Consider the following 24,473-nt stretch of genomic DNA (forward strand, 5'->3'; position numbering starts at 1 on the left):
TCATAAAAATGAGCTTGATAATTATTTTGTTAAATATATAATAATTTAACAGCTTACAATAACCTGAGTTCAATTATTATTTGATTTATATCTGGAGATTTTCGCACTATTTAATTCATTTTCAATTTCAAAATAAATGGCAATTACAATTCTATTATTTTATCTAAAAATACGTATTTTGCAAACTCTAAAATTAGTTATTAAATGAAAGTATGCATTGCGGAAAAACCAAGTGTTGCGCGTGAGATTGCCACTGTTTTAGGAGCTAACACTAAGCGCGATGGATATTTTGAAGGTAATGGATATGCCGTTACCTACACATTTGGGCATTTATGTACTTTGTTTGAACCTAATGATTATAAACCGTATTGGAAAAGTTGGGACTTAAATAATTTACCAATGTTGCCTGAAAAATTTGAAACCAAAGTTGTTGAAAACGCTGGAATTCAAAAGCAATTTAATATTGTAAAAAGTTTATTTGATAAAGCAGAAGTTATTATAAATTGTGGAGATGCCGGGCAAGAAGGTGAACTCATTCAACGCTGGGTAATAAATCAGGCAAATTATAAAGGTAAAGTGGAACGGTTATGGATTTCGTCTTTAACTACCGAAGCTATAAAAGAAGGATTTCAAAACTTAAAACCTTCTGAAAATTATGATAATTTGTTTTATGCCGGTTTTTCAAGAGCAATTGGAGATTGGTTATTAGGAATGAATGCTACACGATTGTTTACTGTAAAACACGGAGGCTATAAACAAGTATTATCAGTTGGTCGTGTGCAAACTCCAACATTGGCAATGGTTGTAAACCGATTTAAAGAGATTGAAAATTTTAAACCTCAACCCTATTGGGAACTACAAACCTTGTATAGAGAAACCCTTTTTAGTTATGAAGAAGGTAGATTCTTAAAAAAAGAAGATGGTGAAATTTTAGCGAATAAAGTTAAAGAAAGTGATTTTGAAATTGTTTCTATAACCAAAAAAGCTGGAAAAGAATACGCTCCAAAATTATTTGATTTAACTGGTTTACAAGTATATTGTAATAATAAATTTGGCTTTTCTGCAGATGAAACTTTAAAAATTGTACAGAAATTATACGAACAAAAAGCGGTAACGTATCCAAGAGTAGATACTACCTTTTTACCTAATGATGTATATCCTAAAGTAGCTGGAATTTTAAAAAACTTAACAAAATATAGTGCCTTAACTCAACCATTACTAGCAAAAAAAATTAAAAAATCGAGTAAAGTTTTTAATGATAAAAAAGTAACAGATCACCACGCAATTATTCCAACTGGCGTTCAAATTAACTTACAATACAATCAACAGCAAGTTTATGATATTATTACAAAACGCTTTATTGCTGTTTTTTACGATGATTGTACGGTTTCAAATACAGCAGTAATTGGAAAGGCTGCTGATGTTTCATTTAAAACAACTGGGAAAGAAATTATTAAAAAAGGTTGGCGAGTTGTCTTTGAAAATTCTAATTCTGCCGATAAAAAAGAATCAGGAATTTTACCAACTTTTGTAAAAGGCGAAAAAGGTCCTCACGAACCTTCGTTTTTGGAAAAACAAACAAAACCGCCCAATATTTTTACAGAAGCCACGCTTTTAAGAGCAATGGAAACTGCTGGAAAACAAGTTGATGATGACGATTTACGTGAGCTTATGAAAGAGAATGGCATTGGACGACCTTCTACCCGAGCAAATATTATTGAAACACTTTTTAAACGTAAATATATTGTCCGTAAAAAGAAACAACTTTTACCAACTTCTACTGGAATTCAACTAATTGACACTATTCAAAATGAGTTGCTAAAATCAGCTGAACTAACTGGTAGATGGGAAAAGCGTCTAAAAGAAATTGAACAAGGAACTTTTAATGCCGGTACTTTTATAAAAAATATGAAAAAAATGGTAGATCAGTTAGTTTATGAAGTTCGTTCAGAAAGTGTGAGAGCAAATATTTCTGCTGTTACTGCTGCTTCAAATAAACAAATTTCTGCTGCTGTAAATAAAACAACTAAAAAAGGGACAGGAATAACTTCAGAAAAATGCCCGAAATGTAAAAAAGGAACCATTATAAAAGGGAAAACTGCATATGGTTGTAGCGACTATAAAAATGGTTGTACTTTAAGATTGCCTTTTAACTTTTTAGAAAAGAAAATATCCGAAAATCAATACATTCGATTAATCCAAAAAGGATGTACTGTAAATTTAAAAGGATTTAAAACTGAAAATATTAAAGTAGATGGTTTAGTACGTTTTGATGACAATTTTAAGTTGAAATTGGAAGAAAAAAATACTTCGACTTCGCTAAATGTCCGCAACAAAGTACCTAAAAAAATTAGTTGCCCAAAATGTAAAAATGGAACTGTATTAAAAGGTAAAACTGCATATGGCTGTAGTGAATATAAAAATGGTTGTGATTTTATTTTTAGTTTTGATAACATCAGAAAAAAAGCAGCAGGGCAAACACTCTCAAAAGAATTAGTTTACGCTATTATAAATGGGACAAACTAAGCATCAGCATTTTATACTATTTAAACCGTATGGTTATTTGAGTCAGTTTGTGAACAATCAAACAAAACGGACTAAGAAAAAGTTGTTGGGAACCTTATATGATTTTCCTGAAAACACCATGGCAATTGGGCGTTTAGATGAACCCTCAGAAGGTCTATTATTATTAACTACTGATGGCAAAACAAGTGAGTTCATAAGAAGCAACAAAATTGAAAAAGAATATTATGCTCAGGTTGATGGTGAAATAACACAAGAAGCTATTGAACTTTTAAAAAATGGCATAGAAATTAGCACCGAAACAGGGAAATATTTAACAAAGAATTGTAGTGTTATAAAATTAGAAAAAACGCCTAAATTACCAGAACGTGCTAAAAAAATTAGAGATGAACGTCACGGCCCCACAAGTTGGGTTTCTGTTACTTTAACTGAAGGAAAATTTAGACAAGTTAGAAAAATGACAGCTATAGCAGGTTTTCCAACTTTACGTTTAGTCAGAGTTCGAATTGGAACAATTAAAATTAATAATTTACAGCCTGGAGAAATTATTGAAACAACTCAATTTTTTGCTTAATCATTTAAAACTGCTCCTAATTTAGTTAAGATTCTGTTAAACACAAATAACCCTTTTTTAAGTTTCAATAATAATTATTAACTTGTTAAATTAATCTAACTAATTAAATCAAAACAAATGATTACACTTCGTATAAACGGGGAAAAACATAAAATTGATGTTGACCCAACTATGCCTTTACTTTGGGCAATTAGAGATATAATAGGACTCACTGGAACAAAATATGGATGCGGAGAAGGTGTTTGCGGGTCTTGTAAAGTTTTATTGGATAATTCACCAGTTCAATCTTGTATGATTCCTGTTTCTGTAGCTGAAGATAAAAACATTACAACAATTGAAGGGGAATCAAGAAACTTACAATTATTGCAAGAATCCTGGGCTGAATTAAATGTTCCTCAATGTGGATTTTGTCAGCCAGGACAATTAATTGCAGCTACTGCGCTACTTGATAAAAACGACAATCCAACAGATGAAGATATTAATGCAGCAATGATTGGAAATATTTGCAGATGTGGTACTTACCAACGTATTAAAAATGCGATTCACAGAACTGTTGAACTTAAAAACCAAAACTAATTATGAGTACTATTAAAAATATAAGTCGTAGAAGTTTTGTTAGAAGTATTGGTTTAGCATCTGGTGGATTAATTTTAGCATGTAACACTTCAGTTTTTTCAGATAAAGAAAAAGCACCAGAAAATTTAATCGATTTTAATCCAAATTTATTTGTTCAGTTAAATTCAGATGGAAGTTTAATATTAGTTGCTTCTCGATCGGAAATGGGTAACGGAGTTAGAACTTCTTTACCATCTGTAATTGCTGATGAAATGGATGCTGATTGGACAAGAGTTTCAATAAAACAAGCTGTTGGAGATAAAAAATACGGTGATCAAAATACCGATGGTTCTCGAAGTATTCGTTATTTATATGAACCTATGCGGAAAATGGGAGCAATGGCTAGAGCTATGCTGATTTCCGCTGCTGCTCAAAAATGGCAAGTTCCAGAAGAAGAATGTAGCGCTGAAAATCACTTCATACTTCACACAAGTGGTAAAAAAATTGGTTTTGGTGATTTAGTTCATATTGCTAAAACTTTAGAAATTCCTGCTGAGGATACATTAACTTTTAAAAACCCAAAAGATTTCAAATATATTGGAAAACATTTAAGAAGTATTGATGTAGAAGAATATGCAAATGGTAGTGCTGTTTTTGGTTTGGATAAACGTTTACCAAATATGAAATTTGCAGCAATTGCACGTTGTCCGGTTACTTTTGGTTCGGTAAAATCTTTTGATAAAACTGCAACTTTAAAAATTGCCGGGGTTATTGATGTAATCGAAATCCCTAGAATTGAAAGACCTTTTGGTGCTCTTGGAGGAATTGCTGTTGTAGCTACAAATACCTGGGCTGCTTTTAAAGGAAGAGATGCCTTAAAAATAGAGTGGGATTTTGGCGACAATCAAGTATACGATTCTGATGAATATATGAAACAAATTACTGAAAATGTTCACAAACAAGGTAAGGTTTCAAAAGATGTTGGAAATGTTAATAGGGCATTTAATGGTGCTGATAAAATTGTAGAAAGCACATTTCAATTACCACATCTTGCACATGCACCTATGGAGGTTCCAAATGCAGTTGCTTGGGTACAAGGTGATACTTGTGAAGTTTGGGCTCCAACTCAGGAACCTCAGGCTTCAAGAACAGAAGTAGTCGAATATTTACAAACAGATAGAGAAAAAGTTACTGTTAACGTTACTTTTTTAGGTGGTGGATTTGGAAGAAAATCGAAGCCGGATTATGTTGTTGAAGCCGTTGCAATTTCAAAAGCAATTAATGCTCCAGCTCAAGTAGTTTGGTCTAGAGAAGATGATATTAGACACGGTTATTACCATACTGTTAGCGCACAATATTTAAAAGCTTCGTTAAATAAAAACGGAAATGTAACTGGCTGGCTGCATAGATTTGCACTGCCTTCTATTGTTTCAACTTTCTCTCCCGGTGTCGATTATGCAGCTGGATTTGAAATTGGAAGCGCTTCAAACGTACCTTTTGAATTAGAAAATATGAAAGTTGAAGTTGGTCAGGCACCAGCTCATGTAAGAATTGGTTGGTTAAGATCGGTAATCAATATTCCTCATGGTTTTTCATTAAATGTTTTTGCTGATGAATTAGCAATTGCAGCAAATGAAGATCCTCTTGAATTTAGATTAAAATTAATTGGTAAAGATAGAATTGAAGAAACCCAAGATCCTATAAAATACAATACTGCCAGACTTAAAAATGTATTAAAAATAGCTGCTAAAAATGCCGAATGGGGAAAAGAACTTCCTAAAGGTCACGCATATGGTTTAGCTGTTCACTATAGCTTTTATTCTTATGTTGCTTCTATTGTTGAAGTATCTGTTGTAAATAATAAAGTTCAAGTTCATAATGTATTTACTGCTATAGATTGCGGAACAGTTGTTAACAGAGATACTGTTAAATCTCAAATGGAAGGTTCTGCAGTATTTGGTATTTCTTTAGCTTTTTACGGTAAAATAACTGCTAAAAATGGAGCAATACAACAAGGAAATTATAGTGATTATCAAATGGCACGAATACATCAGGCTCCGAAAGTTCATGTAGAAATAGTTGATAGCGATGAAAACCCAACTGGAGTTGGCGAACCTGGAGTTCCCGTAATTGCACCTGCAATTATAAATGCCATTTATCAAGTTACTGGAAAACGCTATCATAATTTACCTTTATCAGATCATGGTTTAGTTTAATGCCTATGAATAATTGGATTGAGTTACTTTCAGAATTTAAACAAAAAAAACAGCCTATAGCTTTTGTAACTATTACAAAGGTTTTAGGATCTGCTCCTTGTAGAGTTGGGTCAAAAATGATTGTTACCAAACAAAAAGAAATTTTTGGAACCATTGGAGGCGGAAAATTAGAATTTCAAGTAATTGATGAGGCTGTAATTGCGATAAATAAAAATCAGTTAAAAGATTTTAAATATACACTTGGCCCTGAATTTGAGCAATGTTGTGGCGGAGTTGTAGAACTAATAATAGAACCTATGAATCAAGCTCCTGAATTATACCTTTTTGGTGCCGGACATATTGGAATAGAAATTTGCAATGTTTTAAAAGATACTCCGTTCAACATAACTTTATTAGATAGTCGAAAAGATTGGATTAACACTATTAAAATTGATAAAAGCATTAACTATAGCGATATCGATTTTGATTTGTATAAACAAACTATTAATTGGGGTCCAAATTGTTATGTGGTAATTTTAACACACGATCACAAATTAGATTTTGAAATTACCGCTTTGGCTTTGCATTCTGAAACCAACTATATTGGATTGATTGGTAGCAAAACCAAAAAGAACAAGTTCAATAATATGCTAAAAAATGAATTGAATTTTGAAGCAGGTATTTCTCCAGTTCATTGTCCTGTAGGTTTAGATTTAGGTGGTAATACACCAAAAGAAATAGCCATTAGTGTAGCTGCCGAATTATTGAAGGTTTATTATGGAAAATAAACCCGTTTTTGTACTGTTAGCTGGTGGAAAATCGGAAAGAATGGGTGTTGCCAAAGGATTGCTAAAATACCAGCGAACTTTTTGGATTTTAGAACAGTTAAACAGAATTTCAAAATCAAACATTCAAGAAGTTTATATTGGTTTAGGTTATAACTTTCAACATTATTTTGATGCAATTCCCGGGCTTGAAAAAGCTCAAGTTAAGTTTGTAGATTTTCAGGGTTTACTAGTGAAAACCATAATTAACAAAACTCCCGAGTTAGGTTCTTTTTCAACACTTCAAACTGTTTTAAAAAATATTGAATCTTCAAAAGAAATACTTTTCAACCATATAGATATTCCAATATTAAATACTTCAGAATTAAATAAAATTATCGCTACCAAAAATGAGATTGTAGTTCCAATTTTTGAAGGTAAAAAAGGACACCCAATTAAAATGAATCCTTCTTTTTGGAATGGTTTAATTAATATAAAAGTTACTAATAAAGACGCTAGATTAGATTATCAGCTAAAAAAAATTAACCCTATCAAAATTTCAATAATTGAAGTTTTTGATAGGGTAATTTTATATAATTTAAATACTAAAAAAGATTGGATTTCTTTCTTAGCAGCATCTGAAATTTAATGGATACCTGCCTGCGCAGATACGACACTCTTATTTTTCAAAAAGACCTTTTGTAAATTCTTCTGGATTTGCAGCTAAATGATAACGAGGATCATCAATAGCTTCAATAATAACCTCTCTAAATTTAGGACTCGATTTGTACAATAAAATCTTACACTCCTCACTTAAATGTTTTAAATGAATTGTTTTATTAGCGGCTTCGTATTTTTCAACTAAATTAAAAATAGCTTCAACAGCCGAATGATCTGTTACGTGAGATTCTACAAAATCAATTTCAACACTATCGGGATCGTTTTTAACATCAAACTTATCTAAAAAAGTAGTTATTGAACCAAAGAATAATGGTCCCCAAATTTCATATATTTTAGTACCATCCTCTTTCATTCTTTTTCTAGCTCTAATACGTGTTGCACTTTCCCAAGAAAATACCAACGCACTTACTATAACACCCGCAATAACTGCAATTGCTAAATCAAATAATACAGTTAATCCAGAAACTAAAATCAATACAAATAAATCTGCTCTGGGAATTTTGTTCATAATTCTAAAACTACTCCAGGCAAAGGTTCCTATAACCACCATAAACATTACACCTACTAGCGCTGCAATTGGAACTTGCTCTATATATGAAGAACCGAAAAGAATAAATATTAGTAACATAACAGCTGCCACAATACCAGATAATCTTCCTCTACCTCCACCTTTTATATTGATAATAGATTGACCAATCATAGCACAACCTCCCATACCACCAAATAAACCGGTAACAACATTTGCACTACCTTGAGCGATACATTCTTTGTTTCCATTACCACGAGTTTCTGTTAAATCATCAATTAAATTTAAAGTCATTAATGATTCAATTAAACCAATTGCTGCCAATATTAATGAATATGGCAAAATAAATTTTATAGATTCCCAATTGAATGGAATTTTAGAAAATGTTTCTAATTTTAACGTTGGTAAACCTCCCTTTAATCCTTCTCCTCCACCATCTTTAATAAATGAACCAACGGTAGCAACATCAAAGTTCATAAAAATAGCGATAAAACTAACCACTAAAATTGCAATTAAAGCTTCCGGTAATTTTTTTGCTTGTTTAATTTGAGGTAATCCCCACATTATTAACATTGTTAACGCTACTAAACCAATCATTAAATATAATTGACTTCCTTGCAACCAAACCTTTTCACCAGCAATTGTTTGTTTGAACATTCCCAATTGAGATAAAAAGATAACAATTGCTAAACCATTTACAAACCCCATCATTACTGGGTGAGGAATTAAACGAACGAATTTTCCAAGTTTTAAAACCCCTGCTAAAATTTGTATGATTCCCATTAAAATAACCGTAGCAAACAAATAATACAATCCTAAATTTTCACCCGGATTTCCTAAAGCATTTCCTTCAGAAACCAGCGAAACCATCACCACTGCCAATGCACCAGTTGCTCCAGAAATCATACCTGGTCTTCCGCCAAAAATAGATGTAATTAATCCAACAATAAAAGCAGCATACAAACCAACTAATGGATCCACACCAGCAACAAATGCAAATGCAACCGCTTCTGGCACCAAAGCTAAAGCTACAGTTATTCCAGATAAAACATCGTTCCGTACGTTAGATACTTGCTTCTTAATAAATTCAGTCATAATGAGTTATTTTCAAAAAGGGGCAAATATAGGTTTTTTAGATGGGTACTAATAATTTAATAGTGCTAGTTAACGAAATCGTTTAAACTTCATTTATTATAATTTGATCCAATATTTAATAAAAACATATTAAAACAATAACTTTATGTTCTCGTAAGTATTTTCTAATGCTTTTTTAATCTCACTATTACTTTTGTAAATAACAGCTTCTATGCCTTCTTCTTTTTGAGGTGTAAGTTTACCGGTATAATCAGTTTTCATTAAAAACCAATACGTAATTTTTAAAATAATTTTGTTTTTACGTGTGAAAATATGATACGTAGTTTCTAATTGATTTTCAACTTCTAAGTTGGTGATTCCGCACTCTTCTTGAACCTCTCTTATTGCTCCTTCTTCAATTGTTTCTCCTTTTTCTAATTTACCTTTTGGCAAATCCCATTTATTAAATCTATAAATAAAAAGCACCTCATTATTTGCATTCAAAACTTTTCCTCCAGCCGCTTCCTGAATTTTAAACTGGCTTTTAAAAGCTTCCCAATTATCCTTTAAACTACTGCATAATAAACAAATACCACCTAATTCGTTTTGAAACAAACGTTCAACAATTTGATATATTCTATCACTTTTAAATTCAACAATATTGTAAACTGATGAAATATTCTTATTATCTGTCAATATTATTGGACAGTCATTCACAAAAACTTTATACATTTGCATTATGATTATGAACAAAGATACTGCAAAAAAAACAGCCGAACTTTTATTACAAATAAAAGCTATTAAATTAGAACCAAACAATCCATTTAAATGGGCTTCTGGTTGGAATTCTCCAATTTATTGTGATAATAGAACAACACTTTCATTTCCTAAAATAAGAAATTATTTAAGAGAAAATTTAGCTGACATTATTGAAAAAGAATATGGGAAACCAGATGTAATTGCTGGTGTTGCGACTGGTGCAATTGCGATTGGAGTATTGGTGGCACAACATTTGAATGTTCCGTTTATATATGTTAGACCCGAACCAAAAAGTCACGGTAGAAAAAATCAAATTGAAGGATTTTTAGATAAAAACAAAAACGTAGTAGTTGTTGAGGACTTAATTAGTACTGGAAAAAGTAGTTTAAATGCTGTTAAAGCATTAAAAGAAGAAGGTGCAAATGTTAAAGGAATGGTTGCAATATTTAATTATGGATTTGATATTGCTGCAGAAAACTTTAAAAATGCTGACGTAAAACTAACAACACTTAGTGATTACGACCATCTATTAGAACAATCTTTAGACAGCAATTATATTTCAGAAAAAGAATTAGAAACACTTAAAAACTGGAGAGAAAATCCAAGTAAGTGGAATCAATAAAATAAAATTATGAAATTAGAAACTAAAAAATCCGTTATTAACAAATCTCAAAAAGAGTTTTTTGAATTTTTAACAGACTTAAATAATTTTGAACAATTAATGCCCGAAAACAACACTAAATTTGAAGTTGATGGTGACTCGTTTATATTTGGTTTAAAAGGAATGCCCGAAATTAGATTAGTTGTAAAAGAAAAACAAGAATTTGATAAAATAGTTTTAGGTGCAGCAAGTAGTAAATTAGACTTTTCTTTAACGGCAAATATTAGTAAAATTTCAGAAAGCACTTGTGAAGCTCAATTGTTGTTTGAAGGTGATTTTAACCCAATGATGGCAATGATGGTTAAAAGCCCACTTCAAAAATTTATTAATACACTTACTGAGAACGCTGGTAAATTATCTTAGTAAACTTTTTTAACGATTCGCAAATTTGATTTCTTTTAAATTGAATTTGCGAATTTTTTCATTTTCCAATTCTACAATCAGCCGACCTTTTTCGGAGACATCAATTATTTTTCCTATAAACACATTCCCTAAATTATCTTTAAACATTGTGGGTTTTTCAAATTTATAGAGCGCAACTATATACATTCTTTTAAGTTCCAAATATTCCTTTCTTATAATATATTGAACAAAATTCTCAATTGATTTTAATAATTTTGATAGCAGATCATCCAAAACAAAGGTTCTATTAGAAATATTATTTAATGAAGTTACATTATCAATATCTTTTGGGAATATTTCCTGATTCACATTCAAACCAATCCCAACAATAGAATATTTAATAAATGTACCTCCAATTGTATTTTCAATAAGTACACCAGCTACTTTGTCCTTAACTGCCAAAATGTCGTTGGGCCATTTTACCCAAAAAGGACAATCAGCTTCCTTTTTAAGTACATTTAAAATCCCTAATGCTACTGCCATACTTAAATAAAATTGTTCTTCAATTTTAAAACTGGGTAGACTAATTAAAATACTAAATGTCAGGTTTTTACCCCTCTCAGAAGACCAAGTGGTACCCATTTGTCCTCGCCCCGAATTTTGATGATCTGTAATAACTACTGTGAAGTTTTCTAATTCATTTTTAGACACCAAGGTTTTTAAGTATAAATTGGTAGAATCAATGGCACTAAGTTTGATTATATTCATGTAGAAAATTAGTATATTTAACAAAGTTACTGAAATGATTATTTATTATAAAAAAATAATAACTTTGTAACCAAAATAAAAAAAAGTTAATGACAAAAAAAAATGTAAGCGCAGACGATTTAATAGCAGTAATTTTAAAGGCAATTGATGAGATAAAAGGTGAGGACGTGCAAGTTTTAGATTTACGAGATATTGAAAATACAGTTTGTGATTATTTTATTGTAGCTACTGGAACTTCGAATACACATGTAAATGCTATTTCAGGAATTATACAAAAACAAGTAGGTAAAATATGTCAGGAAAAACCTTGGCACGTTGAAGGTGAAGGAAATGCTGAATGGATTTTAATTGATTATGTTAATGTTGTGGTACATGTTTTTCAAAAAAACATTCGCGAATATTATGATATTGAAAGCCTTTGGGGTGATGCAAAAATCACATTAATTCCAACTTCAAAATAATTATTATTTCAACTTATTGAAAAAACTATAAATGAGTAAAGAGAAAAAAAATACATCTAAAAATATAAAAGCACCTAAGTTTAACTTTTATTGGATTTATGGAATCCTTTTTGTGCTTTTTGTTGTATACCAAGTTTTTAACAGCGAAAGTTTATCAACAAAGAATTTAAGTCAAAATGAATTTAAAACAATTCTTAAAGATAATGACATTGATAAAATTGTTATTGTTAACAAAGACATTGCTAATATTTACATAAAAAGCGAGGCTTCAGAAAAAGAAAAACATAAAAAGAATAAAGGTTCGCTTTATTCAAGTAACTCACCAATGTACTATTATGATTTTGGTGATTTACAAAATTTTGAGAAGGAATTAAGTGAAGAAAGAATTGCTAACGATTTAGATTTTGATTCTGCAAATATTGAAAAAACCAACTTGCTAGATCAATTATTTATTTACTTACCATTTATCTTTTTAATTGGTTTGTGGATTTATTTTATGAAAAGAATGTCTGGTGGTGGTTCTGGAGGTGGCGGTGGCCAAATTTTCAGTATTGGAAAATCTAAAGCCAAATTATTTGATCAAGACCAAAAAGTAAAAACTTCTTTTAAAGATGTTGCTGGTTTAGAGGGTGCAAAAGAAGAAATACAAGAAATTGTTGATTTTTTAAAAAGTCCGGATAGATATACTTCTCTTGGAGGTAAAATACCAAAAGGAGCTCTTTTAGTAGGTCCTCCAGGTACTGGTAAAACCTTATTAGCCAAAGCTGTTGCTGGAGAAGCAAATGTGCCTTTTTTCTCTTTATCTGGTTCAGATTTTGTTGAAATGTTTGTTGGGGTTGGAGCATCTCGTGTTAGAGATTTGTTTAAACAAGCACAACAAAAAGCGCCTTCAATTATTTTTATTGATGAAATTGATGCAGTAGGTAGAGCCCGTGGAAAAAGTAATATGACTGGTGGAAATGATGAAAGAGAAAATACTTTAAATCAGTTACTAACTGAAATGGATGGTTTTGGTACAGATACAAATGTAATTGTTATTGCCGCAACTAACCGTGCTGATGTTTTGGATAAAGCCCTATTGCGTGCAGGAAGGTTTGACCGACAAATTTATGTTGATTTGCCTAACTTAACTGAACGTGCCGAAATATTTAAGGTTCATATTAAACCGATAAAACTTCATAAAGATGTTGATTTAGAATTTTTATCTCAACAAACACCAGGATTTTCAGGTGCTGATATTGCAAACTTATGTAATGAAGCGGCTTTAATTGCTGCCCGTAAAGGTAAAAAAGCTGTACATCACCAAGATTTTTTAGATGCTGTTGATAGAATTGTAGGTGGACTTGAAAAGAAAAATAAAATAATTACTCCTAAAGAAAAGAAAACTATTGCTTTTCACGAAGCTGGACATGCAACTGCAAGTTGGATGTTAGAGCACGCTGCGCCTTTAGTTAAAGTTACAATAGTACCAAGAGGTCAATCCTTAGGTGCTGCCTGGTATTTACCAGAAGAGCGACAAATTGTACAATCGGAGCAAATGTTAGATGAAATGTGTGCGACTTTAGCTGGTAGAGCCGCTGAAAAAATAATGTTTGATAAAATTTCAACGGGAGCGCTAAATGATCTTGAAAAAATTACAAGACAAGCACGAGCAATGGTAACGGTTTATGGTTTAAATGACAAGATTGGTAATATTACGTATTATGATTCTACAGGTCAATCGGATTATAATTTCACAAAGCCATATAGTGAACAAACTGCTCAAACTATCGATAAAGAAATTTCAGAAATTATTGAAACACAGTATCAAAGAGCAATTGATATTTTAACTGAAAATAAAGATAAGCTTATAACTTTAGCTGAATTATTATTAGAAAAAGAAGTGATTTTCAAAAAAGATTTGGAAGTGATTTTTGGAAAAAGACCTTTTGACAAAGAAGAAGAGGAGCCTAAAAAAATTAGCAAAGAAAAATCGGTTAAAAAATCAGAGGGGAAATCAGAGGGGAAATCAGAAGAAAAAACAACTAAAAAATCGGAAGAAAACTCCGAAAATGAAAATTCATCAAAAACGGAGGAGTAAATTCATAAGTTTTTTATAATTTTGAGTTTATTCAATAAGATAAATGAGTTTTTTCAAAAAATTATTTAATTCCCCAAAGGAAAAAGAACCTGAAGAGGCTTCTTTAGACTTACAAAACTTGCCACTTGATCAAATTTTTGTAAAAAATTTCATCAAAAATAATGGTAAGTTTTTGTATTGTACAACTTTAGAAGAAGTAACATTAAATTTATCTAATATTATTCAAGAAAATTCTTGGGATACTGTTAGTTGCAACGATATTGATTTATTAAAACTCATTAAAAGTATTAAGGTTAAAACAACAGATAAACTTTCAAATTTATTTCCAATTTTTTTAAGTTGTGAACATTTAATTGCCGAAAATGGAAGTATTTTATTTTCATCTAATCAATTAAAAGAAAATAAAATTTCTGAATTAGCTGAAAATTTTATTGTTTATGCGACAACAAGCCAATTGGTAAAATCCAAAGGCGAAAGTTTAACCGGGATAAAAACACGGTATAAAGGCAATATTCCTAGTAATATAAGTGCTGTTAAGAGTTACAATCCTAACAGTGAAGACAATGATTTTATGAATTATGGAAACACAAATTCTAAAAACTTATATTTACTACTTTTTGAAGATTTATAATTTATGGGAAAACTTTTAACACGTGCACTATCAGGGCTTGTTTTTGTGAGTGTATTAATATTTTCAATACTATTTAGTAAAATAGCATTTATTTCTCTTTTCTTTATTTTAATGATGTTTTGCCTATATGAGTTTAAGAAAATGATTAAGCTTAAAAGTGTGTTTCCTTATATTATTGGAACACTCCTATTTGTATTTGGAAACATTTTAAATGTTGAAGATGTACCATCAAAAATAATATTTGAATATGTTGGTGTTGTATTATTTTTAACAATTTTTATAACTTTTGCTTCTATCCTATTCGCAAAAAAAGAAGAAGTTATTAGTCACCTAGGAAAAATATTTTTATCCGTAATATATATTGTTGTTCCATTTACATTAATGGTCCAAATTCCATTCTTAAATTCAACATTTAATTATATAAATAATACGATTTTAGGCGTTTTTATCTTAATTTGGGTTAATGATTCTTTTGCTTTTTTAGTTGGTAAAAATCTAGGAAAACACAAGCTTTTAGAGCGTATTTCTCCAAATAAAACTATAGAAGGCTTTTTAGGAGGAATGGTTTTTACATTTATTACAAGTTTTATATTGGCACACGAATTTACAAGTTTATCACAAACTCAATGGATTGTTATTGCCGGAATTGTTAGTATCTTTGGGGTACTTGGAGATTTAATCGAATCTATGTTTAAAAGACAAGCAGGTGTAAAGGATAGTAGCAATTTTATTCCAGGTCACGGAGGTTTTTTAGATCGATTTGATAGTGTAATTTTTGCGGCACCCTTTATATTTATATATTTACAATTAGTTCAATAATTATGTTTCATAAAGAAGGTTATAAAATAATTTTAATTGCCACTATTATTTTGGGAATAGGAATTATATTAATTGAAAACTTTGTTTCAATTAACTGGCTAAATAAATTGTTAGCTTTAATATTACTTGGATTTTACATTTTAATATTGCAATTTTTTAGAAACCCTAAAAGAAATACAATTTTAAATGACAATACTATAATTGCACCAGTTGATGGTAAAGTTGTAGTAATTGAAGAAGTTTTTGAAAAAGAATACTTTAAAGAAAAAAGACAACAGATATCTATTTTTATGTCACCATTAAATGTACATGTTACAAGATATCCTGTTGGCGGAAAGGTGAAGTTTAGCAAATACCATCCTGGAAAATTTTTAGTTGCTTGGCATCCAAAAGCATCAGAAGAAAACGAAAGAACAACCGTTGTGATTGAAACTAAATCAATTGGAGAAATATTGTATCGACAAATTGCTGGCGCACTTGCAAAAAGAATTGTAAATTACGCAAAACCAGAATTAAACGTTGTTCAAGGTGATGATGGAGGTTTTATAAAATTTGGTTCAAGAATTGATGTTTTCCTTCCTTTAAATGCTAAAGTAAAAGTAAATTTAAATGATAAGGTAAAAGGAGGAGAACAAGTTATTGCTGAAATATAATTTATTTATGAATACTGCTATGAATAAAGATATAAATAAGGAATTTGAACAAGCCTACGAGACAGCATCTAAAACGGACCTTAAACTCCCGCCAGATGTTATGCTTCAATTTTATGCCTTTTACAAACAGGCCACCAGAGGAAATAATTATGAAGAATCTTCAGGTGAAGTTAAACTAAGAAATGCTTTTAAACTAAATGCTTGGGTTCAATTAAATCATCTTTCAGAGAACGAAGCGAAACAAGAATATATTAAACTCGTTAACAAACATTTAAAATCATGAAAAATAGCTATTTACTAATTTTACTAATTTTATCAATTACATTTGTAACTTCTTGTAAAGAAAATAAAAAAAAGGAAGTTGTTACTACAGAAAAAGGTTATTCTGTAGAACCTAAAACTACAACCATAAATTGGATTGCTTATAAAACTACTAGTAAAGTTCCTGTGAAAGGTCAATTTACGAAACTTAATATTGAAAATAATAAAAAATCTAAGACAGGATTAGAAGCTTTAAACAATTTAAAATTTAATATTCCTGTAAGTAGCTTATTTACAAATGACACTATTAGAGATGGGAAATTAAAAAAGTTCTTTTTTGGTTCAATGAAAAACACTTCTTTAATTTCGGGAACAATTCATATAAATAATGAAACTTCTGGAACTGTAAATATTGTTATGAATGGAATTTCTCAGGTATTACCAATAACATTTGTAATAAGTGATCAAATGGTTACTTTAGAAGCCTTAATGGATTTAGATAATTGGCAAGCACAAACTGCATTAGAAGCCTTAAATGTTGTATGTAAAGATCTACATACCGGTCCTGATGGTATTTCCAAAACTTGGTCTGAAGTAAAAATTGAAGTGGCAACTTATTTAAAATATGATTAATTTGAGCTATTATTTTTAACCCAAATAGGTGTTGTATAAACTTTCGCACACTTCACTCCTATAATCAAATAATATTATATCTCTTATTATTTTTTATTAAATAATTTGCAACTCCAATTATGGATAAAAAAGATGTATTAAAGGATTTCATCTTCTTTTTTTCTGTAATATCATTTTGATATACTTTTATTTTCTAGTTCCATCAAAAAAGAAAAATTGTAATTGGTTTGCTATTCCATACAATTAAAATTTACTCTTATTGTTTTTTGGTTATAAGCATTCAATAATCTTACAAAATATTTACGATTTAGTGAATTATTTTACGATTTGAAAACTACTTCATGAAATTTGTTTTTAATTTTATAAGAACTCCAACCTTTTTTAATAAGATTAAATCAAAGATCTAAATAAACTATTTAGAACATGTTAATTGCCAAAAAATACTGTGCAAAAAAAAATGGAGTTCTATTATTTTTAGTATTGATCTTGTTACTTTTGTTTTCTTACCTAAAATTTTATCAAAGAATTACAGTAAAAAATATTATTCATTTTAAAAACCTCCATAATGGGGATATAGTATTACGTTGTGGTAGATCTACAGAAAGTTTTACTGTTTATTTAGTAGATGACAATTCTGAGTTTACACACATAGGTATTATCTCTTTAGAAAATGACATTCCATATGTAATTCATTCAGTACCAAGTAAAACAAACTTCATACAAAAAGAAAAATTATCCATTTTTTTAAATTCAAAAAATGCTTCAAAATTTGCTATTTACAGAAGTAATTTCAATGAAGTACATTTAGATAAAGTTGTAAAAACCGCTAACAGCTATTATCTAAATAAATATGTGTTTGACCCTAAATATGATTTAACTACAAACACAAAATTGTATTGTACTGAACTTGTTTTAAAAGCATTTAATGCTGTTGGTTCTCCATTAAAAGTAAAGCCAAAAGAATTAAACTATATCATAGGGAAACATTCTATTATTTTTCCATCTGAATTTACAAAACTCCCCTTTTTTACCAGAATAATTTAATCTAAATAAATATTAATTTTAAAACTGTAATTATGAAAAATTTAAAAATTTACGCAATCCTTTTAGTATTAGCAGTAGCTTTTAGTTTAAACTCATGTTCAAGTGGAACTTCAGCGCCTGGAGATGCCATTGTAAGAGCGTATGATTTCATAAAAAACAAACAATTTGAAAAAGCTGCAAAAATGTACATTTCAGGAAAAGGTGAAAAATTTACAGAGGCAGAAACAAAAAAAATGGAAGGTTTAGCTGCAATGGCATTTGAACAACATGAGAAAAAAGATGGTGTTAAAAATATTGAAATAACAGAGGAAACAATAGGTGAAGATGAAAAATCTGCAAAAATTAAATTCATTGTTCATTTTAATAATGGAGAGACAGATAATGAAAAAGCGGATCTTCTAAATATAGATGGAAAATGGTTAATTAAAGTTAACTAATAAATTAAAACCCCTTAGTTATAAATATACCTAAGGGGTTTTAAAATTTAACTTAAAATTCAGTTCGTTAATTAAATATTAAAGTCATGAAAATAAAAATACCTATTTTTATTATTGCTCTTACCCTCTTTTTCATAAACAAAACTCTTTCTCAAAATACAAAATCTTGTACTATTGAAAATGTGTCTTCAGAAGTTGTTTGGGATGCCGTTTTTGATGCATTTAAAGAATTAAAATTACCGCGTCCTTTAATTGCTACTCAACAAGGAACTGGAGAAACTAACTATTATAATTATAAAAGTTTAATGATTAAAAATAGACTACGCTTTAGAATTAACTATCGAGAGAACAAATTAATAATATCAATATTTAAAAGACAGTATTATACAAAATCCGGTTGGACAGATAATCCTTTGCCAATGTCTAAAAAGCAAGTTAAAAAAATTTTAGACCCCCTAAAAGAAAGGATTACCAGACTCACAAAAAATAAAACTGTTACAAATATCAATAACAACACACTAACAAATCAAGGTTCAAAAAAGCTTAAAAAAGCTGGAATTTATGAAAGTTTTGCTATTGTTAGAACTGGTGATAAGGATATGGATATACTTGCTATTCACGAAAATGGTACTATTGTAGGCTATGATTTGTCGGATGATAAAAAAAATGTGAAGTCATTGGTATTCAAAGAAAAAGAAGATTCAGAAGCAATTATCATGTTCTTTGATGAGCAAGGGTTTCCGAAAGGAATGGTGACAGATCACATAATTGTTAATCTTTCTTCAATTGGAGAGAACATGGCTGAACTAGCAGTTCTCGATTTACAGGGTAACAAAATTGGCAAGAATAAAATAGAATTACCTGTTAATAGGCAAGCAGATATTAAGTTTCAGGAAGATAAAAATAGTCACGGACCATCAAGTTCAAGTGTCTTTATGTTAAATAATGAGGATTACTTATCTATGTATATTGGAACTTCATCTACTCTCACTAAGGCTGTCGCCTGTGGAACAGGAATTGCTGGCGGAATGGCTGCTGAAGCAGTAACTATAGGGGCTGCAACACCACTAGTAATAGTTGGAGTAATTGCCGCCTGCGAATCAATTTATTTTGATTTAGTAGCAAGATATGTTGGCGAAGATCATTTTATGTTTAAAGAATTAAATTTGGCTTCAGACATTTCTTCAATTATTTCAGTAATTAACCCTTTAGATATGAATAAATGGATTAATATACTGTCCATAAGTAATGATGCTATTCCTAGTTTAAAAAACGCAGTTGAGGGAGGAACGAGACTTTTTAATAAATATTCTCCCAAACCTATAGATTTCATCACTTCTAAAAATGATTTTCAAAAAGAGGTAATTATAGCAAAATCAGACGCAGCCGATAAACTAGCCATTATTTCATTAGTTCATGAGGCAAGTGAGAAAATAAGTATAATTGAAGAAAAAATAAAAGGATTACATAAAGTTGCAAACGAAACAAACTATCAGAAAATAGCTATTGATATTCAAAAGTTAGAAAAAAACATAGAACTTATAAAAATAGAATACACTGAGAAAATAAAAAAAATTGCTCAAAAAAGAACTATTAGATACACTATTGAAAAAACTGATTCAGAAGGTCCATATTATAGTGTGTCTGGAGCTGAAATTATGGGATTTAAATGGGGGGAATATGGAGGTCCAAGTGTTGAAATGGAAGTGTTCTTTATCCCAAAAAGAACAATATTAAAGGTAAAACAATTTAGTAGAAAACTTCGATTCTATCAAGATTTAAAACAATTTTCTTTTTCTTTTGAAGATGGTTCAGATAATCCATTAAAATATGCTCTTTTAATAAATGATAAAATTAGACAAGAAGGAGCAGTAAAAACTATACTTAGAATTAAAGATTTTGAAAAAGATGTAAAAAAACTTAATTTCTACAGATCAAATGCAAAAACAACTAAAATTAGTAAATAAAAAAATCCCAGCTTAAAAGCTGGGATTTTTTAAATATTATCTAATCAATTTTTTATACTTAATTCGTTTTGGCATTAAATCTCCGCCCAAACGTTTTTTCTTATTCTCTTCATAATCTGAGAAGGAACCTTCAAAGAAATACACTTGACTATCACCTTCAAAAGCTAAAATATGTGTACATATTCTATCTAAAAACCATCTATCGTGACTAATAACAACCGCACAACCAGCAAAATTTTCTAAACCTTCTTCTAAAGCACGTAATGTATTTACATCTAAATCGTTGGTTGGCTCATCTAATAATAAAACATTTCCTTCTTCGCGTAAAGTCATCGCTAAATGCAATCTATTTCTTTCACCACCAGATAGCGTATCTACTTTTTTATTTTGATCACTTCCTGAGAAATTAAATCTACTTAAATAAGCTCTGGAATTTACTTGCTTACCTCCCATTAAAATCAACTCTTGCTCATCCGCAAAATTTTGCCAAATAGTTTTCTCAGTATCTATGTTTGAATGACTTTGATCAACATAAGAAATTTTTGCAGTATCACCCACTATAAACTCCCCTTTATCAGGTTTCAATTCATTCATTATCATTTTAAAAATAGTGGTTTTACCAGCACCATTCGGACCAATAATACCAACAATTCCTGCTTGCGGTAAATTAAAATTTAAATCTTCATATAACAATTTATCTCCAAAAGCTTTTGAAACCCCTTTTGCCTCAATAACATTTGTTCCTAAACGCGGTCCATTTGGTATATAAATTTCTAATTTCTCATCCAATTTATTTTGATCTTGGCTCATTAATTTATCGTAATTCGCCAAACGAGCTTTTGATTTTGCGTGTCTTCCTTTTGGTGCCATACGCACCCACTCCAACTCTCGTTCTAAAGTTTTTTGACGTTTAGATGCTGTTTTAGACTCCAATGCAAGACGTTTCGATTTTTGATCTAACCAAGATGAATAATTCCCTTTCCAAGGAATTCCTTCTCCTCTATCCAATTCTAAAATCCATCCAGCAACATTATCTAAGAAATATCTATCGTGGGTAACTGCTATTACAGTTCCCTTATATTGTTTTAAATGATGTTCTAACCAATGCACTGATTCAGCATCTAAATGGTTTGTTGGCTCATCTAATAATAATACATCTGGCTCTTGTAATAATAATCTACAAAGTGCAACTCTTCTTCTTTCTCCTCCAGATAAATTCTTAATTGGCGTATCACCATCAGGAGTACGTAAAGCATCCATTGCAATCTCCAATTTTGTATCTAATTCCCAAGCATTAGCCGCATCAATTTTATCTTGCAATAAAGCTTGCTGCGCCATTAATTTATCCATTTTATCTGCATCAGAATATACTTCTTCCAATCCAAACATATCGTTTATCTTATTATATTCATCTAATATTGCAACAGTTTCAGCAACACCTTCTTTTACAATATCTAACACTGTTTTAGTATCATCTAATTGAGGCTCTTGTGATAAAAAACCAACAGAATAGCCTGGTGCAAAAACCACATCTCCCTGATAACTTTTTTCTAATCCTGCAATTATTCTAAGTAAAGTTGATTTACCTGATCCGTTTAAACCTAAAATTCCAATTTTAGCGCCGTAAAAGAAACTTAAATAAATATTTTTTAAAACTGGTTTATTTGCTCCTTGGTAAGTTTTGCTTACCCCTGACATTGAAAATATAACCTTCTTATCGTCTGACATCTTATCGTATTATTAATTTTTTTGATTTTTGGTGTTTAGTAGCTTGTATTAAGTATCAAGAAATTCGACTTTCAAATTTTAAAACTTTTGGCTTTAAACTTTCCACCTTTTAAACTAAGTTTTTAAACTCTCCCTTTTAAAGCATTAAATACCCAAGCATTCGCTAAAAATCCAACTCCAACAGCCGCAAATCCCCAACCAGAAACATCTCTATATCTAAATGCTCCTAAAGCAATCAGTCCTAATCCAGTTACAATCATTATAAATGTAGCCCAAGCCAATACGGTGTTTTTATTCATTAAACTCATTTAAATAAATTTATTAATTGGCTGCAAATATCGTAAAATTTAGCCAAAATCCATAAAAAACGCCCTCATATTGAAGACGTAGAAAACAAAAAACATATATTAATAGTTAAAATCGCATTGGAACTTCTATAAATAGTAACTGCGTTTTTTTAATTGCTTTTATTTCAAAATTGTTTGTTTGTTCGACACCAACAGCATCTCGTTTTGTTAACGTTTCAGTATCAATTTGTACCTCACCGTCAATAACCATCACATAAACCCCTTGAAATTCTGATTCTATTTTATAATTAAAGTCAGTGTTTTCGTCTAAATCAATTCTAGAAATTTTCGCATTTTGATGAATAGTTAGTGAACCTTCAACTTCATTAGAAATTGGAGAAACCAAAACTTGAAGCTTGTTTTTTCGTTCTGAGGCTTCAAACTTTTTTTGATCATATCGAGGTTCAACTCCTTGCTCATTTGGTATTATCCAAATTTGAAATAAATTAATTTTCTCATTTGGTGAATTATTCATTTCGGAATGCTGCACCCCGGTTCCGGCAGACATCACTTGCACTTCTCCAGTTTCAATTGGAATCCACTTATTACTCATTGAATCTCTATGCTTTAAAGAACCTTGTAATGGTATTGTTATGATTTCCATATTATCATGAGGATGTGTTCCAAAACCCATTCCACCATCTATGGTATCATCATTTAAAACTCTTAGCGCACCAAAATTCAATTTTTCCGGATTGTAATAATTTGAAAAACTAAATGAATAATTAGCTTTTAACCAACCGTAATCTGCCGTTCCTCTATCCTTTGCTCTATATATTTTTGTCTTCATTTTTTTTTAATTTAGTTAAAGTATTTCATCAAATACAAATAATAAACTTACATAAAACTCTATTTCTTCTATCATTCCAGAGAAGGCAAGAATTACAAAAAATTATTTTATCGTAATTTATCTAATAACTCGTTTAATAATTTAGCTTCTTTTTCTGAAATTTTATTCATAGAATCTCCAAGTTCATCAATCTTAATTTCATCTAATAACGCCAATCCTTCTTTATTAATTTTAACATAAACTACACGCCTATCGTTTTCGCATCTAACGCGTTCAATCAATCCTTTTTCTAAGAGTTTATCCATTAAACGTGTAGAATTTGGTGATTTTTGAACCATTCTTTCCTTTACCGTTTTAACAGAAATCGCCTCTTTTGCTCCTCTTAAAATCCTTAAAATATTGTATTGTTGTTCAGAAATATTAAAAGGTTTTAAAACTGAATTTCCAATATTATCTAAGTAATTAGCAGTAAACTTTATATTGAGTAAAGCCTTTACCCGGTCATTTGGGAACGTAGAATTTATATCTTTTGAAAAATCTCCCATCGCTAAATATTTTTTTCAAACACACTTACCAAATTCAACAGTTCCGATTTTAGTTCTAAATTAACGATTTCATTTCCTTTAAAGTTTTCGTTAAAAAAAGGAAAACTTAAACTACCAACGATATTTGCACCCATATAAGGAAACCTGTCAAGAGCAATATCTAACATCGTTTTACCTCCTCTTGCACCAGGAGCAGCTGTTAATAGTAACATTGGCTTATCTCTCCAAACTTTTCCTTCCATTCTCGAAAGCCAGTCATATGCATTTTTGAAAGCTACTGAATATGAGCCGTTATGCTCCGCTAATGAAACTATAAAACCATCTGCATTTTCAAATAGCTCATTTAACCGAATTAAATCTTTTGAAAATCCTTGCTCATTTTCTAAATCAATAGAAAACATAGGTAATTTAAAATCATTCAAATCAATTTTTACTAATTCTATATTGTTTATTAAGTCGCCCGCATATTCTGCTAAAACTTTATTTATTGAATTTTTGCTGTTACTACCTCCTATTGTAATTATATTTTTCATTTTTTTAGTTTAAATTCTTTACAAATATACATAAAATAATTTTAATTACCTAGGTAATTAAATTCTAGGTAATTATTTAACATTATTTAACATTCATTTTGTACTTTAGCTTTCATAAAATA

The 24,473-nt window shown here is 30.1% G+C and carries 27 protein-coding genes; 19 read left to right on the forward strand and 8 right to left on the reverse strand.

Going from position 1 to position 24,473, the window contains the following annotated elements; all coding sequences use genetic code 11:
* Positions 1-204: 204 nt before the first annotated feature.
* From CHB63_RS09940 to CHB63_RS09965, 6 genes are all read left to right on the forward strand, one after another.
* Complete coding sequence (locus tag CHB63_RS09940) at positions 205-2,526, forward strand: DNA topoisomerase 3 (protein WP_089378312.1); 2,322 nt, start codon at positions 205-207, stop codon at positions 2,524-2,526.
* A complete protein-coding gene (locus CHB63_RS09945) occupies positions 2,513-3,097 on the forward strand; it encodes a pseudouridine synthase (RefSeq protein WP_089378313.1) in 585 nt (194 codons plus the stop codon). The genes CHB63_RS09940 and CHB63_RS09945 overlap by 14 nt, the downstream gene beginning before the upstream one ends.
* 117 nt (positions 3,098-3,214) lie before the next feature.
* Positions 3,215-3,673, forward strand: a complete 459-nt coding sequence (locus tag CHB63_RS09950) for a (2Fe-2S)-binding protein (RefSeq protein ID WP_089378314.1) — start codon at positions 3,215-3,217, stop codon at positions 3,671-3,673.
* Positions 3,674-3,675: 2 nt separating this feature from the next.
* Positions 3,676-5,868, forward strand: coding sequence for a xanthine dehydrogenase family protein molybdopterin-binding subunit (locus CHB63_RS09955; RefSeq protein ID WP_089378315.1), 2,193 nt, complete (start codon positions 3,676-3,678; stop codon positions 5,866-5,868).
* Between the two features lie 5 nt (positions 5,869-5,873).
* On the forward strand, positions 5,874-6,635 hold the full coding sequence (xdhC, locus tag CHB63_RS09960; RefSeq protein ID WP_176420331.1) for a xanthine dehydrogenase accessory protein XdhC: 762 nt from the start codon (positions 5,874-5,876) through the stop codon (positions 6,633-6,635).
* Entirely contained in the window at positions 6,625-7,260 is a 636-nt protein-coding gene (locus CHB63_RS09965; RefSeq protein ID WP_089378317.1) for an NTP transferase domain-containing protein, read from the forward strand. The genes xdhC and CHB63_RS09965 overlap by 11 nt, the downstream gene beginning before the upstream one ends.
* Positions 7,261-7,290: 30 nt before the next feature.
* Here the strand turns inward: CHB63_RS09965 and CHB63_RS09970 are convergent, their stop codons facing one another.
* Together CHB63_RS09970 and CHB63_RS09975 are read right to left on the reverse strand one after the other, a co-directional pair.
* Entirely contained in the window at positions 7,291-8,913 is a 1,623-nt protein-coding gene (locus CHB63_RS09970) for a SulP family inorganic anion transporter (protein WP_089378318.1), read from the reverse strand.
* 129 nt (positions 8,914-9,042) lie between these two features.
* Positions 9,043-9,624: an NUDIX hydrolase gene (locus tag CHB63_RS09975; protein ID WP_245856896.1), complete on the reverse strand. Its 582-nt coding sequence runs from the start codon at positions 9,622-9,624 to the stop codon at positions 9,043-9,045.
* A gap of 7 nt (positions 9,625-9,631) precedes the next feature.
* On the opposite strand from CHB63_RS09975, the gene pyrE reads away from it, so the two are divergent.
* Both pyrE and CHB63_RS09985 read left to right on the forward strand, forming a co-directional pair.
* Positions 9,632-10,273 carry an orotate phosphoribosyltransferase gene (gene pyrE, locus CHB63_RS09980; protein WP_089378320.1) on the forward strand — a complete coding sequence of 214 codons (642 nt, stop codon included), beginning with the start codon at positions 9,632-9,634 and terminating at the stop codon, positions 10,271-10,273.
* A gap of 9 nt (positions 10,274-10,282) precedes the next feature.
* Positions 10,283-10,675, forward strand: coding sequence for an orotate phosphoribosyltransferase (locus CHB63_RS09985; RefSeq protein WP_089378321.1), 393 nt, complete (start codon positions 10,283-10,285; stop codon positions 10,673-10,675).
* A gap of 9 nt (positions 10,676-10,684) precedes the next feature.
* Here CHB63_RS09985 and CHB63_RS09990 read toward each other — a convergent pair whose 3' ends face one another.
* Positions 10,685-11,422, reverse strand: a complete 738-nt coding sequence (locus CHB63_RS09990; protein WP_089378322.1) for a biotin--[acetyl-CoA-carboxylase] ligase — start codon at positions 11,420-11,422, stop codon at positions 10,685-10,687.
* Between the two features lie 89 nt (positions 11,423-11,511).
* Here CHB63_RS09990 and rsfS point away from each other — a divergent pair, with 89 nt between their 5' ends.
* The 11 genes from rsfS (at position 11,512) to CHB63_RS10040 (ending at position 20,408) form a co-directional block, all read left to right on the forward strand.
* A complete protein-coding gene (gene rsfS, locus CHB63_RS09995) occupies positions 11,512-11,883 on the forward strand; it encodes a ribosome silencing factor (RefSeq protein ID WP_089378323.1) in 372 nt (123 codons plus the stop codon).
* Between the two features lie 31 nt (positions 11,884-11,914).
* Positions 11,915-13,963 (forward strand): ATP-dependent zinc metalloprotease FtsH, encoded by a 2,049-nt coding sequence (ftsH, locus tag CHB63_RS10000; RefSeq protein ID WP_089378324.1) that lies wholly within the window; start codon positions 11,915-11,917, stop codon positions 13,961-13,963.
* Between the two features lie 43 nt (positions 13,964-14,006).
* The gene (locus CHB63_RS10005; protein ID WP_089378325.1) at positions 14,007-14,594 is read left to right on the forward strand and encodes an LUD domain-containing protein; all 588 of its coding nucleotides are present in this window, start codon (positions 14,007-14,009) and stop codon (positions 14,592-14,594) included.
* Between the two features lie 3 nt (positions 14,595-14,597).
* Positions 14,598-15,413, forward strand: a complete 816-nt coding sequence (locus CHB63_RS10010) for a phosphatidate cytidylyltransferase (protein WP_089378326.1) — start codon at positions 14,598-14,600, stop codon at positions 15,411-15,413.
* 2 nt (positions 15,414-15,415) lie between these two features.
* The gene (locus CHB63_RS10015; RefSeq protein WP_089378327.1) at positions 15,416-16,066 is read left to right on the forward strand and encodes a phosphatidylserine decarboxylase family protein; all 651 of its coding nucleotides are present in this window, start codon (positions 15,416-15,418) and stop codon (positions 16,064-16,066) included.
* Between the two features lie 19 nt (positions 16,067-16,085).
* Positions 16,086-16,349, forward strand: a complete 264-nt coding sequence (locus CHB63_RS10020) for an acyl-CoA-binding protein (RefSeq protein ID WP_245856898.1) — start codon at positions 16,086-16,088, stop codon at positions 16,347-16,349.
* Entirely contained in the window at positions 16,346-16,960 is a 615-nt protein-coding gene (locus CHB63_RS10025) for a YceI family protein (RefSeq protein WP_089378328.1), read from the forward strand. Before CHB63_RS10020 ends, CHB63_RS10025 begins: the two co-directional genes overlap by 4 nt.
* 11 nt (positions 16,961-16,971) lie before the next feature.
* Positions 16,972-17,064: a DUF6122 family protein gene (locus CHB63_RS17320; RefSeq protein ID WP_262494208.1), complete on the forward strand. Its 93-nt coding sequence runs from the start codon at positions 16,972-16,974 to the stop codon at positions 17,062-17,064.
* A gap of 319 nt (positions 17,065-17,383) precedes the next feature.
* Positions 17,384-18,004 (forward strand): YiiX/YebB-like N1pC/P60 family cysteine hydrolase, encoded by a 621-nt coding sequence (locus CHB63_RS10030; RefSeq protein WP_089378329.1) that lies wholly within the window; start codon positions 17,384-17,386, stop codon positions 18,002-18,004.
* Positions 18,005-18,036: 32 nt separating this feature from the next.
* Entirely contained in the window at positions 18,037-18,441 is a 405-nt protein-coding gene (locus tag CHB63_RS10035) for a DUF4878 domain-containing protein (RefSeq protein WP_089378330.1), read from the forward strand.
* 86 nt (positions 18,442-18,527) lie between these two features.
* Positions 18,528-20,408 carry a hypothetical protein gene (locus CHB63_RS10040; RefSeq protein WP_089378331.1) on the forward strand — a complete coding sequence of 627 codons (1,881 nt, stop codon included), beginning with the start codon at positions 18,528-18,530 and terminating at the stop codon, positions 20,406-20,408.
* Positions 20,409-20,444: 36 nt separating this feature from the next.
* Here CHB63_RS10040 and ettA read toward each other — a convergent pair whose 3' ends face one another.
* From ettA to CHB63_RS10065, 5 genes are all read right to left on the reverse strand, one after another.
* The gene (gene ettA, locus CHB63_RS10045) at positions 20,445-22,136 is read right to left on the reverse strand and encodes an energy-dependent translational throttle protein EttA (protein WP_089378332.1); all 1,692 of its coding nucleotides are present in this window, start codon (positions 22,134-22,136) and stop codon (positions 20,445-20,447) included.
* 122 nt (positions 22,137-22,258) lie between these two features.
* The gene (locus CHB63_RS17165; protein ID WP_089378556.1) at positions 22,259-22,435 is read right to left on the reverse strand and encodes a CAL67264 family membrane protein; all 177 of its coding nucleotides are present in this window, start codon (positions 22,433-22,435) and stop codon (positions 22,259-22,261) included.
* A 115-nt stretch (positions 22,436-22,550) separates the two neighbouring features.
* On the reverse strand, positions 22,551-23,273 hold the full coding sequence (locus tag CHB63_RS10055) for a pirin family protein (RefSeq protein WP_089378333.1): 723 nt from the start codon (positions 23,271-23,273) through the stop codon (positions 22,551-22,553).
* A 107-nt stretch (positions 23,274-23,380) separates the two neighbouring features.
* Positions 23,381-23,818, reverse strand: coding sequence for a MarR family winged helix-turn-helix transcriptional regulator (locus CHB63_RS10060; RefSeq protein ID WP_089378334.1), 438 nt, complete (start codon positions 23,816-23,818; stop codon positions 23,381-23,383).
* A 2-nt stretch (positions 23,819-23,820) separates the two neighbouring features.
* The gene (locus CHB63_RS10065) at positions 23,821-24,351 is read right to left on the reverse strand and encodes an NADPH-dependent FMN reductase (protein ID WP_089378335.1); all 531 of its coding nucleotides are present in this window, start codon (positions 24,349-24,351) and stop codon (positions 23,821-23,823) included.
* Positions 24,352-24,473 lie beyond the last annotated feature (122 nt).

It is taken from the genome of Lutibacter flavus, from assembly GCF_900188355.1.
Classification (GTDB): Bacteria; Bacteroidota; Bacteroidia; order Flavobacteriales; family Flavobacteriaceae; genus Lutibacter; species Lutibacter flavus.